This is a genomic window from Variovorax boronicumulans (assembly GCF_030812215.1).
In the GTDB taxonomy this organism is placed as follows: domain Bacteria; phylum Pseudomonadota; class Gammaproteobacteria; order Burkholderiales; family Burkholderiaceae_C; genus Variovorax; species Variovorax boronicumulans_C.
This window is the reverse complement of sequence record NZ_JAUSSG010000003.1, coordinates 274,676-293,717: the sequence shown is the minus strand read 5'-3', so window position 1 is coordinate 293,717 and position 19,042 is coordinate 274,676. Positions and strand designations below refer to the sequence as shown.

General features: G+C 65.7%; 20 protein-coding genes. 8 read left to right on the top strand and 12 right to left on the bottom strand.

The genetic code is table 11. From position 1 onward, the window contains the following. A complete protein-coding gene (locus J2W23_RS10710; RefSeq protein ID WP_176659597.1) occupies positions 1–225 on the bottom strand; it encodes an oxidoreductase-like domain-containing protein in 225 nt (74 codons plus the stop codon). Between the two features lie 79 nt (positions 226–304). On the opposite strand from J2W23_RS10710, the gene J2W23_RS10705 reads away from it, so the two are divergent. Further along, positions 305–1,438, top strand: a complete 1,134-nt coding sequence (locus tag J2W23_RS10705) for an acyltransferase family protein (RefSeq protein WP_307648690.1) — start codon at positions 305–307, stop codon at positions 1,436–1,438. On the opposite strand, the gene J2W23_RS10700 is transcribed toward J2W23_RS10705, so the two are convergent. Both J2W23_RS10700 and J2W23_RS10695 read right to left on the bottom strand, forming a co-directional pair. Further along, positions 1,428–2,771 (bottom strand): sensor histidine kinase, encoded by a 1,344-nt coding sequence (locus tag J2W23_RS10700; protein WP_307648689.1) that lies wholly within the window; start codon positions 2,769–2,771, stop codon positions 1,428–1,430. The two genes, J2W23_RS10705 and J2W23_RS10700, sit on opposite strands and share 11 nt — an antisense overlap. Before the next feature lie 5 nt (positions 2,772–2,776). Further along, the gene (locus tag J2W23_RS10695; protein ID WP_307648688.1) at positions 2,777–3,457 is read right to left on the bottom strand and encodes a response regulator; all 681 of its coding nucleotides are present in this window, start codon (positions 3,455–3,457) and stop codon (positions 2,777–2,779) included. A gap of 127 nt (positions 3,458–3,584) precedes the next feature. On the opposite strand from J2W23_RS10695, the gene J2W23_RS10690 reads away from it, so the two are divergent. Next, on the top strand, positions 3,585–4,271 hold the full coding sequence (locus J2W23_RS10690) for a phosphatase PAP2 family protein (RefSeq protein ID WP_307648687.1): 687 nt from the start codon (positions 3,585–3,587) through the stop codon (positions 4,269–4,271). A gap of 43 nt (positions 4,272–4,314) precedes the next feature. Here the strand turns inward: J2W23_RS10690 and lpxO are convergent, their stop codons facing one another. The 3 genes from lpxO to J2W23_RS10675 form a co-directional block, all read right to left on the bottom strand. After that, positions 4,315–5,211 (bottom strand): lipid A hydroxylase LpxO, encoded by an 897-nt coding sequence (gene lpxO / locus J2W23_RS10685; RefSeq protein WP_176659593.1) that lies wholly within the window; start codon positions 5,209–5,211, stop codon positions 4,315–4,317. A 144-nt stretch (positions 5,212–5,355) separates the two neighbouring features. Further along, a complete protein-coding gene (locus J2W23_RS10680) occupies positions 5,356–6,783 on the bottom strand; it encodes a sensor histidine kinase (protein ID WP_307648686.1) in 1,428 nt (475 codons plus the stop codon). Beyond that, positions 6,780–7,463 carry a response regulator gene (locus tag J2W23_RS10675; RefSeq protein ID WP_176659591.1) on the bottom strand — a complete coding sequence of 228 codons (684 nt, stop codon included), beginning with the start codon at positions 7,461–7,463 and terminating at the stop codon, positions 6,780–6,782. Before J2W23_RS10675 ends, J2W23_RS10680 begins: the two co-directional genes overlap by 4 nt. A gap of 226 nt (positions 7,464–7,689) precedes the next feature. On the opposite strand from J2W23_RS10675, the gene J2W23_RS10670 reads away from it, so the two are divergent. After that, positions 7,690–7,992 (top strand): hypothetical protein, encoded by a 303-nt coding sequence (locus J2W23_RS10670; RefSeq protein ID WP_307648685.1) that lies wholly within the window; start codon positions 7,690–7,692, stop codon positions 7,990–7,992. A 169-nt stretch (positions 7,993–8,161) separates the two neighbouring features. Continuing rightward, positions 8,162–9,343 (top strand): serine hydrolase domain-containing protein, encoded by a 1,182-nt coding sequence (locus J2W23_RS10665; protein WP_307648684.1) that lies wholly within the window; start codon positions 8,162–8,164, stop codon positions 9,341–9,343. Between the two features lie 30 nt (positions 9,344–9,373). On the opposite strand, the gene J2W23_RS10660 is transcribed toward J2W23_RS10665, so the two are convergent. Genes J2W23_RS10660 through J2W23_RS10650 form a run of 3 tightly spaced genes read right to left on the bottom strand, consistent with a single transcriptional unit; the run spans position 9,374 to position 10,783 of the window. Further along, positions 9,374–9,772: an OsmC family protein gene (locus J2W23_RS10660; protein ID WP_307648683.1), complete on the bottom strand. Its 399-nt coding sequence runs from the start codon at positions 9,770–9,772 to the stop codon at positions 9,374–9,376. A gap of 31 nt (positions 9,773–9,803) precedes the next feature. Further along, on the bottom strand, positions 9,804–10,289 hold the full coding sequence (locus tag J2W23_RS10655) for a GNAT family N-acetyltransferase (RefSeq protein ID WP_307648682.1): 486 nt from the start codon (positions 10,287–10,289) through the stop codon (positions 9,804–9,806). 26 nt (positions 10,290–10,315) lie between these two features. Further along, positions 10,316–10,783, bottom strand: coding sequence for a winged helix-turn-helix transcriptional regulator (locus tag J2W23_RS10650; protein ID WP_176659586.1), 468 nt, complete (start codon positions 10,781–10,783; stop codon positions 10,316–10,318). Between the two features lie 128 nt (positions 10,784–10,911). On the opposite strand from J2W23_RS10650, the gene J2W23_RS10645 reads away from it, so the two are divergent. Continuing rightward, on the top strand, positions 10,912–12,213 hold the full coding sequence (locus J2W23_RS10645) for a D-amino acid dehydrogenase (RefSeq protein ID WP_307648681.1): 1,302 nt from the start codon (positions 10,912–10,914) through the stop codon (positions 12,211–12,213). A 12-nt stretch (positions 12,214–12,225) separates the two neighbouring features. Here the strand turns inward: J2W23_RS10645 and J2W23_RS10640 are convergent, their stop codons facing one another. Next, positions 12,226–13,308: an aromatic ring-hydroxylating dioxygenase subunit alpha gene (locus J2W23_RS10640; protein WP_307648680.1), complete on the bottom strand. Its 1,083-nt coding sequence runs from the start codon at positions 13,306–13,308 to the stop codon at positions 12,226–12,228. 356 nt (positions 13,309–13,664) lie between these two features. On the opposite strand from J2W23_RS10640, the gene J2W23_RS10635 reads away from it, so the two are divergent. From J2W23_RS10635 to J2W23_RS10625, 3 genes are read left to right on the top strand one after another with little or no spacing between them, the layout of a single operon-like run. Next, the gene (locus tag J2W23_RS10635; protein WP_307648679.1) at positions 13,665–14,699 is read left to right on the top strand and encodes an ABC transporter substrate-binding protein; all 1,035 of its coding nucleotides are present in this window, start codon (positions 13,665–13,667) and stop codon (positions 14,697–14,699) included. Further along, positions 14,696–15,229 (top strand): nucleoside deaminase, encoded by a 534-nt coding sequence (locus J2W23_RS10630; RefSeq protein WP_307648678.1) that lies wholly within the window; start codon positions 14,696–14,698, stop codon positions 15,227–15,229. Before J2W23_RS10635 ends, J2W23_RS10630 begins: the two co-directional genes overlap by 4 nt. Positions 15,230–15,258: 29 nt before the next feature. After that, on the top strand, positions 15,259–16,089 hold the full coding sequence (locus tag J2W23_RS10625; RefSeq protein WP_176659581.1) for an urease accessory protein UreD: 831 nt from the start codon (positions 15,259–15,261) through the stop codon (positions 16,087–16,089). Positions 16,090–16,099: 10 nt separating this feature from the next. Here the strand turns inward: J2W23_RS10625 and J2W23_RS10620 are convergent, their stop codons facing one another. Continuing rightward, positions 16,100–16,618, bottom strand: a complete 519-nt coding sequence (locus J2W23_RS10620) for a hypothetical protein (protein ID WP_307648677.1) — start codon at positions 16,616–16,618, stop codon at positions 16,100–16,102. Continuing rightward, complete coding sequence (locus J2W23_RS10615; protein WP_307648676.1) at positions 16,615–19,041, bottom strand: hypothetical protein; 2,427 nt, start codon at positions 19,039–19,041, stop codon at positions 16,615–16,617. Before J2W23_RS10615 ends, J2W23_RS10620 begins: the two co-directional genes overlap by 4 nt. Position 19,042 lies beyond the last annotated feature (1 nt).

The window sequence follows — 19,042 nt, the reverse complement described above, 5'->3', positions numbered from 1 at the left end:
TCAGGCCAGCAGCAGCGAGGCCTCGTCGCGCCAGTACGCGATGGCGCCGAGCCACCCTTCCCACACGCAGCCATTGCAGCCGCGCCCACAGCAGGTGGTCGGCTCGGGCGGCGGCGCACGCAAGGCAACCGCCTGCGCGGCGGCTTCGGCTTGAACGACGGCGATCAGCGCCTGCGCGCTGGCCAGATCGATCGGCGAGGGAAGGTCTTTATCGGCAAAAGGCATGGGCGGGGAGCGGTCGATTGTCGGCGCTTCAGCAGGCCTTCAGCGACAACGCCGGGGACTCGCCCAGAATCGCAAGCCGATGGCCCGTTCCGCGCTCCCTTCGAACACCGCGCTGCCGCGCCTGGCGCATGTCGACCTGCTGCGCGGCCTGCTCGTGGTGTTGGTCATCCTCCTGCATGCGAACCTGCGCGTTCCCTTCGGCCCGCCCGCGCTGGCGGAGGCGCTGGGACCGCGGCTCGCGGGCATCCTGTTTCGCAGCGGCTACTACGCGGTGATCGTGTTCTTCGTGGTCTCGGGCTACCTGATCACGAGCGCCTCGATCCGCCGCTGGGGCGATCTCTCACAGGTGCGGCCCGCGGCGTTCTACCGCCTTCGCGCCGCGCGCATCCTGCCGAGCCTGCTGCTGCTCCTGGCGGTACTGGGCGTGCTGCACCTCGCGGGGAGCGCGTGGTTCGCGCTGGACACAGGCAAGGTTCCGCTCTGGCGCGCCGTGGTCGCCGCGCTCGGGCTGCACCTCAACTGGCTGGAAGCGCAGGTGGGCTACCTGCCGGGGCCCTGGGGCGTGCTGTGGTCGCTGTCGGTGGAAGAGGCCTTCTATCTTTTCTTTCCGCTGCTCTGCGTGGCGTGCGGCAGCGAGCGCCGGCTGTGCGTCCTGCTGCTCGTGCCGATCGTGCTCGGCCCCCTCGCGCGCAGCGTGTTCAGCGACAACGAGCTGTGGCAGGACCATTCGTACCTCTCGGGCATGGATGGCATCGCCTTCGGCTGCCTGGCCGCCCTGCTGGCGCATCGCGTGCCACAGGTGCCATCGGCCGCCGTGCAGCGGCTCGTGCTGTGGATGGGACTTGGGCTCAGCGTGCTCGTTTTCTGCTTCCGCAAGGAGGTGTTCCAGTGGGGCCTCACGCGCCATGGCCTGCAGGTGTCGCTGCTGGAGCTGGGCATCGCACTCGTGCTCGTGGCCATGCACTGGCGCCCTTGGCGATGGGCCGCCAACGCAGCCACCGCGCCGCTGCGATGGTTCGGCCGGCACAGCTACGAGGTCTACCTCACGCACATGTTCGTCGTGATTCCCGGTGCATGGCTGTACCAGCAGGCCGATGTACCGCCGGCATGGATACCGCTGTGGTTCGTCGCGGTGATCGCGGTCTCGGGCCTGCTCGGAGACACCGTGGCTCGCTGGTTCTCCGAACCCTGCAACCGCGCGCTCAGGCGCTGAGGTTCAGTTCGAGCCGCATCTTCGCGCCGCCCGATTCGCTCGATCCGATGGTCAGCTGCCCGCGATGCAGGCGCGCCACTTCGGCCACCAGGTGAAGGCCCAGCCCGGCGCCTCGTCCCCGCGGCACGAGCCGGTGAAACGGCGCCACCACCCGCTCGCGGTCCGCCTCGGGAATGCCCGGCCCCGAGTCCAGCACCTCGATGCACGAGGGTTCGCACAGCCGCACCTCGATATCGCAGCCCTGCCCCCCGTGCTCTATGGCGTTCTGGATCAGGTTGGTGAGTGCGCGTTCGAGCGATGGCGCATCGCCACGCACCGTCAGCGCCTGCGATGCGTCGACCGAGAGCGTGCAGCGGTTCTGGATGGCGAGCGGCGCGATGTCGGCCGCCACGCGCTCGCACAGCGCCTTCAGGTCCACCGGCTGCTCCTGCAGCACGACATGGTCCAGGCGCTGCAGGTCGAGCAGCTGCTCGGCCAGCGTGGCGAGCCGTGCCGAGGCCTGCATCAGCTTCACCTTGAGCGGGTCGTTCGGCAAGCCCTCCAGGTGGATCTGCAGCGTGGTGATCGGGGTGCGCAACTCGTGCGCGGCATCGGCCAGAAAGCGCTCCTGCCGGTCGTAGCCTTCGTTGAGCCGGTCGAAGGCGCGGTTGACGGCGTTGACCAGCGGGCGGATCTCGCTCGCCACGTTGGCCAGCGGCAGACGCGTGGTCCGCTCGTGCACGTCGATGCTCTCGGCATGCTCGGCGGTGGCGACCACGCCTTTCAGCCCGCGCTTCACCACGAAGGGCGTGGCCAGGATCACGCCCAGGCTGGTGAGCAATGCCATCGGCGCCACCAGCCACAGGAACAGGAGGCCCGTGCCCTTGAGCGTGTTCTCCATCGTCAGCGGACCGCCGGTCTGCGCCAGCACGGCGACCGGGCCCGCGCGGGTGTCGACGCGCTCGAAGCGGGCCTTGGGCCGGGTGTTGTCGTTCTCGGGATTGAGGGCCACGCGCTCCACGTCGCCGAACGCATTCATGAGCGCCGCATAGACGGGCGGCACATCGCCGCTGCGCACCTCGGAGCCGCGCTCGTCGCGCGCGATGAACCAGAGCGGCGGATCAGCCTGCTGCAGCCTGCGCAATTCCCGTGTCGGCTCGATGGCCAGCCGGCCATCGGCGCCGCGCACCATCGCGCGCCCGATCATCGCCACCGTCTCCTGGCCGTTTTCGTCGACCACGCGCCCCAGCATCCAGGCCAATCCGAGGAAGCCGCCCAGCACCAGCGAGCCGACCACCACCTGCAGCAGGATCAGGCTCCAGATCAGGCGCCAGCGCAGGGAGAACAGGCGCATGCCGCTCACAGCGCCGATGCCGCGCAGATGAGATAGCCCACACCGCGGATCGCATGGATCTCGACCTGCGCGCCCGCCTTGTCGAGCTTGGAGCGAAGGCGCGAGACATGCGTGTCGAGCGCGTTGGACTGGATGTCGTCCTTGTGGCCGTACACGCGGTCCTGCAGTGCCTCGCGCTGCACCGTGCGGCCCCGGTGCTCGAGCAGGGCTTCGAGCACCAGCAGTTCGCGCCGCGGGAGCGTGAGGCAGGCCTCGCCCACATGGACCTGCCGCGTGTGATGCTCGAAGCGCAGTTGCCCCAGCGTCATGACGAGGTTGGCGCGCACCGCGGGACGGCGCGCGAGCGCTCGCACGCGCGCCATGAGCTCGTCCATCGAGAAGGGCTTGGCGAGGTAGTCGTCGGCGCCGCCGTCAAGACTCAGCACGCGTTCGGCCACGTCGGACATCGCGGTGAGCACCAGCACCGCGGCGGCAATGTCGTTCTGGCGCAGGAACGCCACGAGCGAGAGGCCGTCGCCATCAGGCAGGCCGCGGTCGAGCACGATCACGTCGTGCTGCGCACCGAGCGCGGCCTCTTCGGCTTCACGCAGGGAGCTCGCCACATCGACCACCGCCTGGTTCTGACGCAGGGCCGATGCGAGCGCCTGCGCCAGATCGGTTTCGTCTTCGACGAGCAGGATTCTCATGAGAGGTGGGCAATGCGAACGGGTGGGCGGGACATTCTAGGAGAGGCACCATGCCGGGCAGCGCAATGTTCACGCAATGCAGTTGCATAAGCTGTGGCGCTCCCCCTCCCCGAAAGCCGCATCGGTGATGACATCCCGCTCGAGCCCCGCATCCCTTCCTTCCGTGCCCTGGTACCTGGCACTGGGGCATCGGTTCGCGACGCTCTGGATCGTGAAGATGATCGGCACCACGCTCGGCATCTCCGGCTTCTTCTTTCTGTACTTCTGGGTGATGCACAACCCGCCGTCGACGCCGACGGTGATGCCGCTCATGCCCATCGACCACTGGGTCGCCGTGAGCGACGACGCGATGCTGCTCTACGGCTCGCTGTGGTTCTACATCTCGCTCGCCCCCGCCTTCGCGAAGAACAAGGCCGAGCTGTGGGCCTGCGCGCGGGGTGCCGCAACCATGGCGGTCGCCGGTCTCGCGGTGTTCTGGTTCTTTCCGACCACGGTGCCGGTGTTCGCGGTCGATTGGTCGCAGTATCCGGCGCTGCAGTTCCTCAAGGCCACCGACGTGGGCGGCAATGCCTTCCCATCGCTGCACGTGGCCTTCGCGGTATTCACCGCCATGCTGCTGGGCCGCCAGCTGCGCAGCGTGGATGCGCCCGCGTGGACGCAATGGGTGAACCTGCTGTGGGCCTTCGGCATCGTCTACTCGACGCTGGCGACGCGGCAGCACGTGCTGCTCGACGTGATCGGTGGCACGCTGCTTGCCGTGATCGTCGGCTGGGCACGCACGAAGCGCAAGCAGCTGGTGCTGGCCGAGGCCTGAGCCGCACGGTCAGGCGGCCCGGCGCTTCAAGGAAGCGGCTTGGTTACCAGAAGATCCAGAGCGCGAGGCCGCCGAAGATGGACCACTTCACAAGGTAGTACGCCCGCTTGTCCCAGGCCTTCAGCCGCTTGCCGACCACGCGGATCTGGTAGATGTACTTGAACGCGCGGTTGATGCCGCCCGTCTTGTCGCCCGCATCGTTGGGCGAACTCGCGGCGGCCAGCAGGTTCTTGGCGAACCAGCGGTTCACCGCGCTGGCCCAGCGGTACTTCAACGGGCGCTCGATGTCGCAGAACAGGATCACGCGGTCGTGGTCGGTGGTGTTCTCGGCGTAGTGGATGAAGGTCTCGTCGAACACCACGGCCTCGCCGTCGCGCCAGTGGTAGCGCTGGCCGTCCACGTCGATATAGCAGCCTTCGACGCCGGGCGTCCACAGGCCCAGGTGATAGCGCAGCGAACCGGCGAAGGGATCGCGATGGCGCACGAGGCGGCTGCCGGGCGGCAGCTCGGCGAACATGGCGGCCTTGATGGTGCCGATGCCCTTGAGCAGTTCGGTCGTGCGCGGGCACAGCACGGCAGCCGAGGGATGCGCCTCGTCGTACCACTTGAGATAGAAGCGCTTCCAGCCGCTCTTGAAGAAGGAATTGAAGCCCACGTCGTTGAACTGGCTCGAGGCCTTGATGCTGCCGCCATTGCGCATGGCCAGCGCTTCTTCGCGGATGACCTCCCAGTTCTCTTCGAGCACGCGCATCTCGGGGAACTGTGCGGGCGACAGGTACGGCGTACCGGGCACCTTGGAGAAAAGGTACATGAAGACGTTCAGCGGCGCGAGGAAGGTCGAGTGATCAGAGAGCTGTCTGAAGAAACGATGCCGGACCTGCCCGCGGAAGTGAACGTAGAGCGCGCTGAGCGCGAAGATTGCAAGAATGACCCACTTCATTGTTGAAAGTGTCCTGTAGACGGCGCCGGGGGTAGCCGGGCATTGTAAATCTCCGCCCCAAAATGGACCTGACCAAGCCCTTTGGCCGTGTCCGGAGGGAGGTTTCAGAGGCTGAGAGGCAATTCGGCGTGACCGCTCAACCTCTTAGAGGCTGAGCATCGGCTGGGGCGCCTCGGCCGCCGCCAGCGGCAGCCGCACCGCGACCAGCAAGCCGCCGCCCTCGGCCTCCTCGAGCACCACTTCGCCGCCGTGCCGATCCACCACCGACTTGACGATGGCCAGGCCCAGCCCGCTGCCGCTTTGCGTCTGGTCGGGGTTGCGGAAAAACCGGTCGAACACGCGCTCGCGCAGCGCGGGCGGAATGCCCGGGCCCTGGTCGGCCACCGTCAGCACTGCCCGGGCACTTTCGCTGGCCACCTTCACCAGGACCCTTCCATTCGCCGGGCTGTACTTGATGGCGTTGTTGATGAGGTTGTCGATCATCGAGACCAGGCTTTCACGCTCGCCCAGCACCGGCACGTTGCCCTCGCATTCGAGTTCCAGCTCCACGCCCCGGGTGCTGGCGAGGCCTTCGATCATGGCCAGCCGGTCCTGCACCAAGGCATCGAGCGACAGCATGACCGGCAGGTCGCCATGCAGCACCGCATCGCTGCGCATGAGCTGCAACAGCTGCCCCACCAGCCGCGCGGCGCGGTCGTTGCTGCGCAGCAAGTTGCCCATGAGTTCGCGCTGGCCTTCATCGGTGCTCTGCTCCTTCAGCGCCTCGACGTTCACGCGCATGGCCGCGAGCGGCGTTCGCAGTTCGTGGGCCGCGTCGGCGATCAGGCTGCGCTCGCGCGAAGTGCTGTCGCGCACGCGCTGCAAGAGGCTGTTGATGCTCTGCACCAGCGGCTGCAATTCCTTGTGCGGCGGCGTGTACGACAGCGGTGTCATGTCGGCGGGCCCGCGCTCGGAGGTTTCCTTGGTCACCTGCCGCCAGGGGCGCAGCGCGACGCGCATCGAGAGCCACGCCGGAAAGACCAGGAACGGCAGGCTGATCACCAGCGGCAGCAGGTAATAGCCCCGGTACGCCATGGTGACGGTGAGCCGCCAGACGCTCGGCTCGGCCAGCATCACGCGCGTATCGGAATTGGCGGAGACGTGCGTGCGCGCACGCCACTCGCGGCCTCCCGCAGTCACGGTCTCGATGCGGTTGGGCACCGTGTTGAGGATGACGGGCACACCCGCCGTGGAGCGGTAGATCAGGCGGTCCTTCTGCCAGACCTGCAGCACGGCGGCCGTGTCCGCAGCGGCGTCGCCATCGCCCGAGGCTTCGACCAGCACCTGGTCGAAGGCGGCCAGCGTCTCCTGCTGGCGATCGGGCCGGTCGGCCAGGTTCTCCGCGATCACCGTGATGGTGTGGAAGATCTTCTGGTACTTCAGCAGTTCGGGGTCTTCGTAGGAGTCGTAGAGCAGGAGCGCGATGGCCATGGTCCACAGCAGGGCCACCACGGCCATCTGCGCGAGCAGCAGGCGCCGCATCAGGGAGGGCTGTTTCCACTTCCTCCAGCGCAGCGCCAGGGCCTGCATCATTTGGGCGTGCTCCGCACCAGCGACTGCACATCGATCACGTAGCCGATGCCGCGCACCGTGCGGATGTAGCCCTGCCCGATCTTCTTGCGCAGGTTGGAGATGTGCACCTCCAGCGAATTGCTGCCGTTGGCCTGGCCGCCGGGCAGCACCTGCTCTTCCATCACACGGCGAGTGACCACGCGGCCGGTGCGCTTGAGCAGGAGCGCGAGCAGGTCGAACTCGCAGCGCGACAACTCGACCGGCTCGCCGTCGACGATCACGCCGCGCGTCGGTTCGTGCAGCGCGAGGCCGCGCATGCGGATGGTCTCGTCGTTGAAGCCGTAGCTGCGGCGCGCCAGCGCGCGCACGCGCGACAGCAGCTCGGCCAGCGCGAAGGGCTTGACGAGATAGTCGTCCGCGCCGTCGTCCAGGCTGCGCAGGCGGTCGTCGAGCGCATCGCGCGCGCTCAGCACCAGCACGGGCAGGATCTGCTTGTCGCGGCGCAGGCGGAACAGGAGCTCCAACCCATCGCCGTCGGGCAGGCCCAGGTCGAGCAGCACCATGTCGAAGGTGCCGCCATCGAGGGTGCGCAAGGCGTCGCCGAGGCGGCGGACCCACACGACGTCCATGCCTTGATTGGCCAGCGCGATGCGCACGCCATTGCCGAGATCGAGATCGTCCTCAACAAGCAGAAGGTTCATGGGTATGCGGGGCGAAGCCGCCCGATGGTCGAAATGTGGGCGAAGTATCTGCCAAGCCCCGCGCGGGGACTTCAGGAAATCTTCATGAAGAACGCAGCTCCTCTTCAGGCGCGAAAACCACACTGGAACGCTCTCATCCGGAAAGCACATCGACGTGAACAGACCTCCTTCCTCACCGGCCCGTCCCCTTTGGTTTCACCCCCCGCGCAGATATGTGCTTCGCGCCATGGCCGCCCTGCCGCCCGCGCTGGCCCTGGCGGCCTGCGGAGGTGGCGGCAGCTCACCCGGCGGGATCGGCACGGGCCCTGCCGTTGCCTCCGTCACCGAACGTCGCATCAAGGTGTCGACGGAGTCCGATGTGTCGCTGCAGGTGCGCGACTGGCACAAGCCAGGCACTGCGGGCCCCGTCATCGTGCTGCTGGCTGGCCTTGGCGGAAATGCGCGCTACTTCGACAGCCTCGCGCCTGCGTTGGCGAGTGATTTTTCGCGCGTGGTGAAGCCGATGTGCTGCGAGCGATCCGCTTCATGACGTGGGCTTGAATGCGACAAACTCGACACGGCACTCGGCCCGCTGGCCGATGAGGGAAATCGGCATGCGAGGCGCACGGGGCCAGCACGCGGGCAGGCGGAAGCATCGAAGCATCGAAGCATCGAAGCATCGAAGCATCGAAGCATCGAAGTGAATGGAAAGGGATCGAATGTCCTTGCTGAAGATATCGGCGGGAGCGCTGCTCGCCGCATCGCTCTCCCTTGACATCGCGCATGCCCAGCCGGCGTGCAGCGCCTCGCCCGTCTACACGGGCCCGCCGATGCGCTCGGCGCCCGAGGCCGTGTGGCAGAAGGACTTTGGCCGCCCCATCGACGGCGAACTGCCCGCCGAACTGCAGGCGGCACTCAGCGGCGCTCTCGACAAGATGCTCCCGCACGTACCCGCCGCAAGCGTCGCAGTCGCGATCCCCGGGGAAGGCTTTTGGTCCGCCACGCGCGGCCTGGCACGCAAGGAGCCGCCCACGCCGGCAGGCCCGGACCAGCCCTTCCAGATGGCCAGCACGGGCAAGACGTTCACGGCAGCCGTGGTGCTCCAGCTCGTCGAAGACAAACGATTGAAGCTGGACGACACCATCGACCAGTGGTTTCCCGATGCGCCCAATGCGCGGCTCATCACCATCGAGCAGTTGCTGCGGCACACCAACGGGCTGGCCAGCTTCAACGCGTTGCCATCGCTGGGCACGAAGTACCGGCCGCCGGCCGACATCATCGCGCTCGGCACCTCGCAACCGCCGCAGTTCTGCCCCGGCACGAACTGGCGCTACACCAACACCGGCTACGCCATGCTGGGCGTGATCGTCGAAAAGACCGAAGGCATGCCTCTGGCCGATGTGCTGGCCAAGCGCCTGCTGAAGCCGCTGTCGCTCACGCACACCGTCATGCGCAAGCCTGGCGTCGAACTGCCGGTGGCCACGGGCCACGCGGCGGGCCGGCCCGTGGAGGCGCCGGACCAGTACGCCACGCCCTATGCGGCCGGCGCGCTGGCATCGACCGCGGGCGATCTCGTGCATTTCTGGCATGCGCTGCTCTCGGGCAAGGTGCTGCCCGAGGACACGGTGCATCGCATGTTCACCCGCATGCCCGCGATGCTCGGTCCATACGCCGGTGGCAATTCTTCCTATGGCATGGGCGTGCAGCTCTACGACGTGCCCGACGGGCCGGGCCTGATGCTCGGGCACAGCGGCGGCATCGAGGGCTTCACCACCGTGGTGGCCTACGTGCCGGCCGACGACCTGTACGTTGCCGTGTCGTTCAACGAGAAGAACGTGCCTGCTGAGGCCGGGCTGTGGGCGCTGGTTCGCGCAGTGCGCGCGTACCGCGTCGTGCGCTGAACGACCGGCACGCGCGCGCAGCGAACGGGCTCAGGCCCAGCCGGTCTCGATCTCGGTCTTCACCTCGGTCATGAGCTTGTGCACCGGGCATTTGCCCGCCACGCGCAGCAACTCGTCGCGCTGGGCCTCGGTCAGGTCGCCGGTCAGGCGCAGGCCCGACTTCAGGCGATAGACGCCCTTGCGCTCCTCGCTGTCGTCGCGGTCGACCACCACCTCGATGTCTTCCACCGGGATGCCCTTGCGGCGTGCGTAGATCAGCACCGTGAGCGCCTTGCAGGCTGCAAGCGATGCGTCGTAGAGGTCGTGCGGCTCGGGGCCCGCGTCGCTACCGCCGCCGGCCGGCGAAGCATCGACCGGGATCTCGTGGTTGCGGATCTTGAGGATGTGGCGCGTGCCGGTGGTGCCGTCTCGGCGGATCGAAATGCTCATGCCTGTTTCCTTGGTGGATGAAAAAAAGAGTTCAGCGGGCGAGCGGCTTCACATACAGGATGGTCGTGAAGCCGCTGTGCCATTCGAGATCGGGATAGCGGTCGGCCTCGCGATAGCCGAGCGCGAGATAGAAGCCCTGGCTCTGCGTGTTGAAGGTGTCGGTTTCGAGTCGCGCAACTTCGACGCCATCGGCGCGCATGCCGTCTTCGGCAAACGCCATCAGCGCGCGCGCAATTCCCTTGCGCTGCTGCACCGCGGGCACGTGCAGCGCATGGACGAAGTCGTCTTCCCAATGGACCATGCCGACCACCTCGCCGTCGATTTCCGCAACGAAGAACGCGGGCCCCATCTCGTCGATGTAGCCGACGGGCTCGCCGCTCTCGCGATACGCCCGCGCGGCTTCCGGCGTGAGCTGCGGCAGCCAGGTACCCGCGAAGGTGTCGTCGAGGATGGCCTTGACCGCATCGAAGTCGTCGAGGCGCCAGGGACGGATGGTGATCGTCGGGGTGTCTTGCATGCCGGCGAGATGGTAGCCGCGGCGTTTCAGCGGTCCACAGCGAGCGTGAGCGTTTCCTTGATCTCTTCCATCACCACATAGCTGTGCGACTCGGCCGCCACGGGCAGCTTCTTGAGGATGTCGCCGAGCAGATGCCGGTATTCGCTCATGCCGCTCAGGCGCGCCTTCACGAGGTAGTCGAAGCTGCCGGAAACGAGATGGCATTCGAGCACCTCCGGCATGTGCAGCAACTCCTGCTTGACCTTGTCGAACACGTCACCGGACTTGGCCGAGAGCTTGATCTCCACGAACACCAGGAGCGTCTTGCCCAGCGCCTCGGGCGACACGCGCGCGTGGTAGCCGGTGATGACGCCGTCGCGCTCCATGCGCTTGACGCGCTCGGCGCAAGGCGAGGCAGACAGGCCGATGTGCTCGGCCAGTTCGGTCATGGAGACACGGCCCTGGCGCTGCAGCAGGTCGAGGATCTTGCGGTCGATTCGGTCGAGTTCCGGCATTTCACTCCGCGGACTGCGTTGGACGATTTTTGGCAGTGGATTTCTCCGCCAAACCCTGAAAAACAATGGAATCCACTGCATTGTGCACCTTAGATTCCATGCATTCCACCTGAATCAGCGAATACACCATGAAAGTCATCGTTCTCGGCGGCGGCGTGATCGGCACCACCACGGCCTACTACCTCGCACGCTCGGGCGCCGAAGTCACCCTGCTCGACCGGCAGGCCGGCCCCGCGGAGGAAACCAGCTTCGGCAACGCCGGGCAGGTGTCGCCGGGCTACTCCACGCCGTGGGCCGCGCCGGGCATTCCGCTGAAGGCGATCAAGTGGATGTTCAAGAAGCACGCGCCGCTGTCGATCCGCCCCGACGGCACGCTGTTCCAGCTGCGCTGGATGGCCGCGATGCTGCGCAACTGTTCGCCCGAGCGCTACGCGGTCAACAAGGAACGGATGATGCGCGTGGCCGAATACAGCCGCGGGTGCCTCCAGCAACTGCGCGCCGACACCGGCCTGCAATACGAGCACCGCACCGGTGGCACGCTGCAGCTGTTCCGTACGCAGGCGCAGCTCGACGCGGTGCAGCGCGACATCGCGGTGCTCGAGGAATGCGGAGTGCCCTATGAACTGCTCGACCGCGACGCCCTCGCCCGCATCGAGCCCGCGCTGGCCGGCGCTCGCGACCGCCTCACCGGGGGCCTGCGCCTGCCCAACGACGAGACCGGCGACTGCCATCTCTTCACCAGCGGCCTTGCCGACATCGCGCGTGGCCTGGGCGTGGACTTCCGCTTCGGCCAGGCCATCGACGGCCTGGAAACCGACGGCGGCCGCATCACCGGGGTGCGCACCACCACCGGCAAGATCTTGACGGCCGACCGCTACGTGATGGCCTTCGGCAGCTACTCGCGCGCGGCCATCGCCTCGCTGGGCCTCGACATCCCCGTGTACCCCGTCAAGGGCTACTCGCTCACCGTGCCGCTGGTCGACGAATCGCTCGCACCGCAATCGACGGTGCTCGACGAGACCTACAAGGTCGCGGTCACGCGCTTCGACAACCGCATCCGCGTCGGCGGCATGGCCGAGCTCGGCGGCTTCGACCTGCGCCTGAACCCGGCCCGCCGCGCCACGCTCGAGAAAGTAGTGAGCGACCTGTTCCCCGGCGGCGACCTGCCGCGCGCCAGCTTCTGGACGGGCCTGCGCCCGATGACGCCCGACAGCACGCCCATCGTCGGCGCCACGCGCCATGCGAACCTGTTCCTCAACACCGGCCACGGCACCTTGGGTTGGACCATGGCCTGCGGCTCGGGCAAGCTCATCTCGGACATGGTGATGGGCCAGCGGCCGGACATCCGCACCGACGGGCTCGGCATGGACCGCTACGAGCAGACGCCGTCGCGCGGCACGCGGCCGAGCCCTGTCACGGCACCGGCCTGAGGCAACGGCCGCTCAGGCGGCCTTGGCAATGGGAATCGTGACGCTCTCCATGCCGCGATAGACCTCTGCCTCGCCATGCTTCGCAAGCAACTGCATCAGGTGCTTGCGGATCAGCATGCCGGGACGGTCCGACTCCATCGAATACTCCACGCCGCGCCGGCGCGTGTCGACCAGCGCATCGGGGTCGGTCGATTCGAGGATGTCCTTGTCCTCGCGCGTGATCTCCGCGTCGAAATCGATCAGCATCTGCGCCGCGCAATCGGCCTCGGTGTCGTTGCGGAAGAGCCACTGGCACAGCTGCATGCGCCCGTCGTCGATCGGCGTGAAGCAGTTGATGATGATGTGGCGCACACCGCTCGGGTACTCGATGTCGAGCCGGCGCGAGAACGGCAGGAAATACGCGTTGCGCATGTGGCGCGTGGTGATCGCATCGGTCACGCCGCTGATCGCGTGGAACTTCACCGGGTTGTTCGCCTCGATGACCGTCCCCGCGTAGAAGCCCGACTCGTTTTCCACCAGCTCGTACCTGCTCGGCTTCGGGCTCGCGGCCACGCCGAAGGTGGCGCGGTGCACGAAGCTGAAGTGCGAGTTGTCGAAGGAGTTTTCGAGCGCGCGCATCGGGCTGGTCTGCCACTCCTCGTGGAACTGGAAGATCGTGCGGTAGGCCGGGTCGGAGAACTCCGGGATTTCTGGGATGTCGGCAATGGGCTCTTCCAGCGCCACCCACGCGTAGCCGTAGCGCGCGGTGCAACGGTAGGCGGTGGTGCGGTAGTCGGGCGAGATCTTGCGGTCGGCCTCGTACTGCGGAATGCGGATGACCTGGCCGCTGCGGTCGTACGTCCAGCCGTGATAGCCGCACTGGATCGCGCCGGTTCCGCAGGCCTTGCCTTCGCCATCGACGCACCAGCCCTTCGAGAGCTTCGCGGTGCGGTGGCAGCAGCGGTCGCGCAGTGCGGCCGGCTCGCCGCTGGCATCGATGAAGAGAACGATGTCTTCGCCCAGCAGCCTGAAAGGCTTGGGGCCATCGGCCAGTTCGGTAAGCGGCATGACGGCATGCCAGAACTTGCGGAAGACGGGTTGTCGGGTGACGAGCATGCGTGGACTCCTTCTGTTGTTGCGCGTGGGTACGAACGAACCTGAAAGAGCAATTTCCTGCCTGAATGCTGCGTGGGGCATCGCGCGGCTGAACGCTTCTACTCTGCGCAACCTGCCTTGCAAATTGCGCGCCCGGATTGTGCGCGCGGTCTGGCCAATGTGCCAGGCCTCGGCCAAAAAGCCCGAGGAAAACCCCTTGGCATGCGTCGTGCATCAGCGCTGGCAAGAGTAGAAGCGTTCAGCAGCGCACGCACCACGAACGTGCGCCCGCCCGGAAATTGCTCTTGAAGCGCCTTCTGCATTCGTCGTCTTGCAGCGGAAGGTTTTTTCAAGACCCGAAGATTCCGAGGCCCCACATGCAACGTCGATTCTTTCTAGCGGCCAGCGCCGCGACCCTTGCCGCCCCGTCCGTCCTGGCCCAGCAGGGCAGCGCCGGCAAGCTCACCCCGATCAAGTTCACGCTCGACTTCCGCATCAACGGCCAGACCGCGCCTTTCTTCCTTGCGCACGCCAAGGGCTACTACAAGGACGAAGGGCTCGACGTGAGCATCGACACCGGCGCCGGCTCGGTCGCCTCGATCACCCGCATCGCGAGCGGCGTCTACCAAATGGGGCTGGGCGACATCAGCTCGCTGGTCGAGTTCAACGCGCAGAACCCCGGCACGCCGATGGTGCAGGCCGTCTACCAGTACTACAACCGCGCACCGTTCGTGATCATCGGTCGCAAGGACCGCGGCGTGACCGGCGACTTCAAGAGCCTGCAGGGCAAGAAGGTGGCGGCCGCGGCGGTCGAATCGACCCGCCGCGCATGGCCGATGGTCGCGCGCAAGCAGGGCATGCGCAGCGATGCCTTCCAGTGGCAGACCACCGACTTCAGCGCGCGCGACAACGTGATGGTGCGGGGCGACGTCGATGCCGCCACCTACTTTCACGACTCGGCGATCTCGCTCTTCGCGCGCATGAAGCCCGAGGAGCTCTCGGTGCTGAAGTACGCGGATGCCGGCGTCAACCTGTATGGCAACGCGATCCTCGCGAGCAGCAACCTCATCGCGCAGAACCCGAAGGTGGTCGCGGCTTTTCTGCGCGCGACCAACCGCGCCATCGTCGAGACATTTGCCAACCCTGCGCCCAGCATCGCGGCCATGCGCCAGCGAGAGCCCATCCTCGACGAGAAGATCGAGCTTGAACGCTGGGGCGTCACGGCGCAATATGTGGGCGCGGCGGACACACGCGGCCACGGCCTCGGCGACATCCGGAAGCTCACGCTGGAGCAGCAGGTCGACGAGGTGGCCGAGGTCTTCGGACTCAAGGTCAAGCCCGCCGCCGACGCCATCTTCAACACCTCGATGCTCCCATCGCGCAACGAACGCATGATTTCCACCAAGGCATGAATTTCAACAGCACCCACAACACCAACACCTCGCTTCCCGAAGAAACCGCACTCGACGAGCGCGACGGGCGGTATCTGCGCAAGGCCATCGGCTGGTCGCACCTCGCGCGCCGGCGCGGCAACCGGCCCTTCGGATCGATCATCGTCTCGGCCGACGGCGAGGTGCTGGCCGAGGCCTACAACAACACCGGCGAGACAGGCGACTGCACCGGCCACGCCGAGACGAATGCGATCCGCGCACTGGCCGGCCGCGGCATCTCGCGCGAAGCACTCGCGGGTGCCACCCTCTATGCCTCGGGCGAACCCTGCGTGATGTGCGCGGGCGCGATCTTCTGGTCGAACATCGGCCGCGTGGTGTTCGGCATCGACGCCGAGCGCTTGCGCGTGTTCCGCGGCGAACGGCAGGACCAGCGCGATGCGGAACTGTCGTGCCGCGACGTGTTCCGCGCGTCGCCGCATCCGATCGAATGCATCGGGCCGGCGCTGCTGGACGAATCCGCTGCGGCGCACGACGGAGCCTGGAAGGTCTGAGCGGCGCAGCGGCTGGATAGACTCGGCGCATGCCCTGGCACGCCCGTCTCCACCTCGACTACCAACAAGAAGCCGACCGCACTGTCGCCCGTTTCCGTCACGACGGGCCGCTGCGCATCCTGCAGAGCCTGTACCCCGAAGGCGACGCGATCTGCCACAACGTGCTGGTGCATCCGCCGGGCGGGTTGGTCGGGGGGGACACGCTCGACATCGACATCGAAGGCGCGGATGGCAGCCACGGGCTGATCACCACGCCGGGGGCCTCACGCTTCTATCGCTCCGAAGGCGAACTGGCGCTGCAACGCACGCGCATTCGACTGGCCAGCGGCGCGCGGCTCGAATGGCTGCCGCTGGAAGCGATCTGCTACAGCGGATGCCAAGCCGAGAACCGGCTGTCGATCGAGGTCGAACCGGGCGCGGAGATGATCGGATGGGACGTGACCGCACTCGGCCTGCCCAACGCCAACCAGCCGTTCGAGCGAGGCAGCTACCTGCAGCACATCGAAGTGCCCGGGGTTTGGCTGGAGCGGGGGCGTATCGATGCGGCGGATCAGCGGTTGCTGCAGAGTCCGCTGGGTTTTGGCGGACACAGGTGCATGGCGTCGCTGTTCTTCGTGTCAGGCTCGCCGGCAACACGGGCGCGGCGCGAAGTGCTGCTGGGGCATGCGCGCAGATTGCTTGAAGCGCACGAACTGTTCGATAGCGCTGGTGCGACCAGCCCGCACGGGGAGGTGGTTGTGCTGCGCGTGCTGGCGCCTGTGGTGGAGCCTGCGATGCAGTTGCTGCGGCAGGTCTGGCAGGCATGGCGGGGGGAGCTGTGGCAGTTGCCGGCAGCTACGCCGCGGATCTGGGCAACCTGAGCGCGTCTCGCTAACGCATGGGCAACTTCAAGACCAAGTCGAGCAAGTTGTCAGAAACAGCTTTTCCGGCGCAAGGCCGTTCCTCATACTTCCTTCCGTCCGCCTTCCACACCCCGATGAACTTGTTTCTGCCTTCACGTATGGTGATTCCATAAGAAACCTCGCCGACGTTAAACAGCACTGAATCAACAACCATGCCTTCTCCGTGTGGATTCAAATGCTCGCCCCGAAAGAAGTCGACGTGACGCGCGCCTTCGAAGGAGGGAAGCCTCAGCTCAATCGAGGAAGGACGCCCATAACGGTATTCCAGTTCTGCTCCCGGATCGAACCCGCGAATGATCGACGGGCCACAAAGCGAGGCCACTTTTTTGCTGCGCTTGATCTGGCAAGAAAAATATATGACCTCGTCCGCTGCACAGTGGGAGGGGGCGATGGCGCCAGCCTCGGCGTTGTGCAAGGGGGTCGCGAAAATCGCGATTGCGGCCGCATATCCTGCATAGCGATAGCGCGCTCGTTCCCGATAGGTCATGTATTTTCCTTTTGTCGCACCAAGGTTTTGCTGTCGGCAGGAACTGGTGCGTCATTCAATAGGCTCCAGACATAACCGAAGTATTCGACTCGATTCTCGAGGTGGGTAGTGCCGCCATTCACGGCACGCGTTACCAGCTCGATTGTTCCGGGAGCGGCGCCTGCGTCGGCGTGACGATTGATGCTTGCCCCCCGGAAGGCTCCTGCATTGATCCAATACTTCAATGCCACGTCGGCAGATATGAATGCATCCGCGGCCAGCAACGCCGGACTAGGGTCCGAGGTGTAGTTCCTCCCTCTGTAGGCTTCATAGCCTGCATAGTTGACACGCCCCGTCAGCTGGATAAGTCCTCGTCCCCTGAAGCGCTGGCCGTCACCGACCTGGATATTGCCGAGTGACTGAGCTTTTGTTTGCACTTGAGCCGGCCTGAGAGCAGCGTATTCGTTGCGAGTGTACGTAACACGTTGGCCATTTACCCTGTGGTAGACCAATCCAAGCCGCCAGGCAACGCCGCTGCGGTCGTCATGGTCGACGCCTGCCTCCCCCGGTGTGATGACTTCGTACATCGTGCGGAAATAGCGCTCGTTTCCTGTTTCTATGTTGTATTGCAGTGCGCCCGTTTCCTGAAAGCATTGGCTCAAGAAATGAGCTTTGCGTAACGCTGAATCCATCAGCCCATACTTGCGAAAGGCCTTGTTGAGGGCGATATGCAGGCTGGGCGGCATACCGTTTCCTTGTGTCGATCCATCGCGAAATCGCCGCATCGACTCCTCCCAACTCACACGGCTCGCAGCTGTTGATTTTCTTGGAAGCAGTTGCGCCATCTCTTTGAGCGCCAACCATCCGCACCTTCGCATCGAACCCACGAATTCCCTCGGGTGAAATCGCCAGTCAGCTTCTTTGAGCACCTTTGGCAAATCCTCAAAGGTGAGTCCATGCGCATGCTTGACGAAGCGATCCCATTTCCGGACCCCTGTGGGATCGTCGTCAGTCGACTTGAAATCTTCGGTCTCCAGCCAGCCATAGCGCGCCTCGACGGTCGTCCGATCCCACTCGCACGGGAACTTGCAGATCGCGCGTCGCAATTTCTTCCGCACGCCCGCCTCCCCGAGCCGCTTGGCCAACTCGACGCGTTCCATGCGCTGCTCGTTCTTCGGATCGGGATCGCGAATCAGCGTTTTCATATGCAGCGAGTCGCACCGCAGATCGGAGTTCGGGTCGTCGTCGAAGCAGTTCCAGCCCATGACCGGCAGAAAGTCGGAATCGCTGAATTTGAAGGTGCCCTGTGCGTTGAGATCTGCCCAGACCTCTCCAGTAGGCGTTGCGATCTTGCGCCAGTGGGCGGCGTTGGCGGGCAAAGGATCAGGCCCCAGATTGCGCCCGAAGCGCAGCAACTCGTACCAGCCGCTGGGGCTGCTTGCCGTCCGGGCTGCTGCGTCCAGGGCGCCATGGCGGTCATTGCACACGGCGTACAGGTCGTACTCGAAGCTCTGGCTCGCTGCACTCTTGACAGCGACGGACGCATTGACGCTGCTGATGTAGTCGTACCGGCTGTCGTTTCTGGATGTGCCAACAGACGCACCGAATCTGTCGTAACTGGTAAGCGTCGCTATGCCGTTCTCGTAGGCGATTTGCACCCACTGCGGATCCGAGAGCGCGTGAGCAGCGGTCGCACCAGCCGCGCCACCGGCACCATTCGCTACACCCAATTGACTGGTCGGCCGGCTCGCGCTTGTTGGCGTACCGGCTGGCAAGTAGATGTAAACGCTGCCGAATACGCTGTCGGCCCGACCGTCGGAGGCGGGCACCTGCGGATCCAACGGGTCGGCCCAGTTCGGCCCTCGTCGGGTCAGCCGCCGGAGATTCGCCTCGTCGCAGCAGATCTCGAAATGAATCTGCCCGTCATGTCCGTAGATCTGGCCAGGTGCCCCTATCTCATCCTTGCGGTAGATCGCATCGCCGACCGCCCACGGCGCCTTCGTCTTCGGACAGTGCGCGATGCTGGCGAGATGCATGCAGGCGCTGTAATAGACAACCTCCGTGACGACATTGCCCTCGGCACCGATCTCGGTCTTGTGCTCGATGACGACAAAGCCATCGCTGGTCCATGCGGCCGTGGGCGTATCGGCATGAAAAGGGTTGTAGTTGAGCGCGTGCTTGATGTCGCTGTTCGGCAGGGTCGGCGCGTGGACAAAGATCACCTTGCCATCGGCAATCGCACGAACGGGCAGATAAGCGCCACCGGAGCTCGGTGCCTGGATGTGAATCCCGTTGTGCCACCCCAGCTTCAAACTCAAGGGAAACGAGCCTTCCGGTGCATTGGTGCTCGCCAACCACGATGAGGGCTGTGCCATTGCAGCGTCGAGCCAGGCTTCTTCGGATTGCCCAGCGCGATCGGGCAGGAAAGGAGGACTGATGATCATG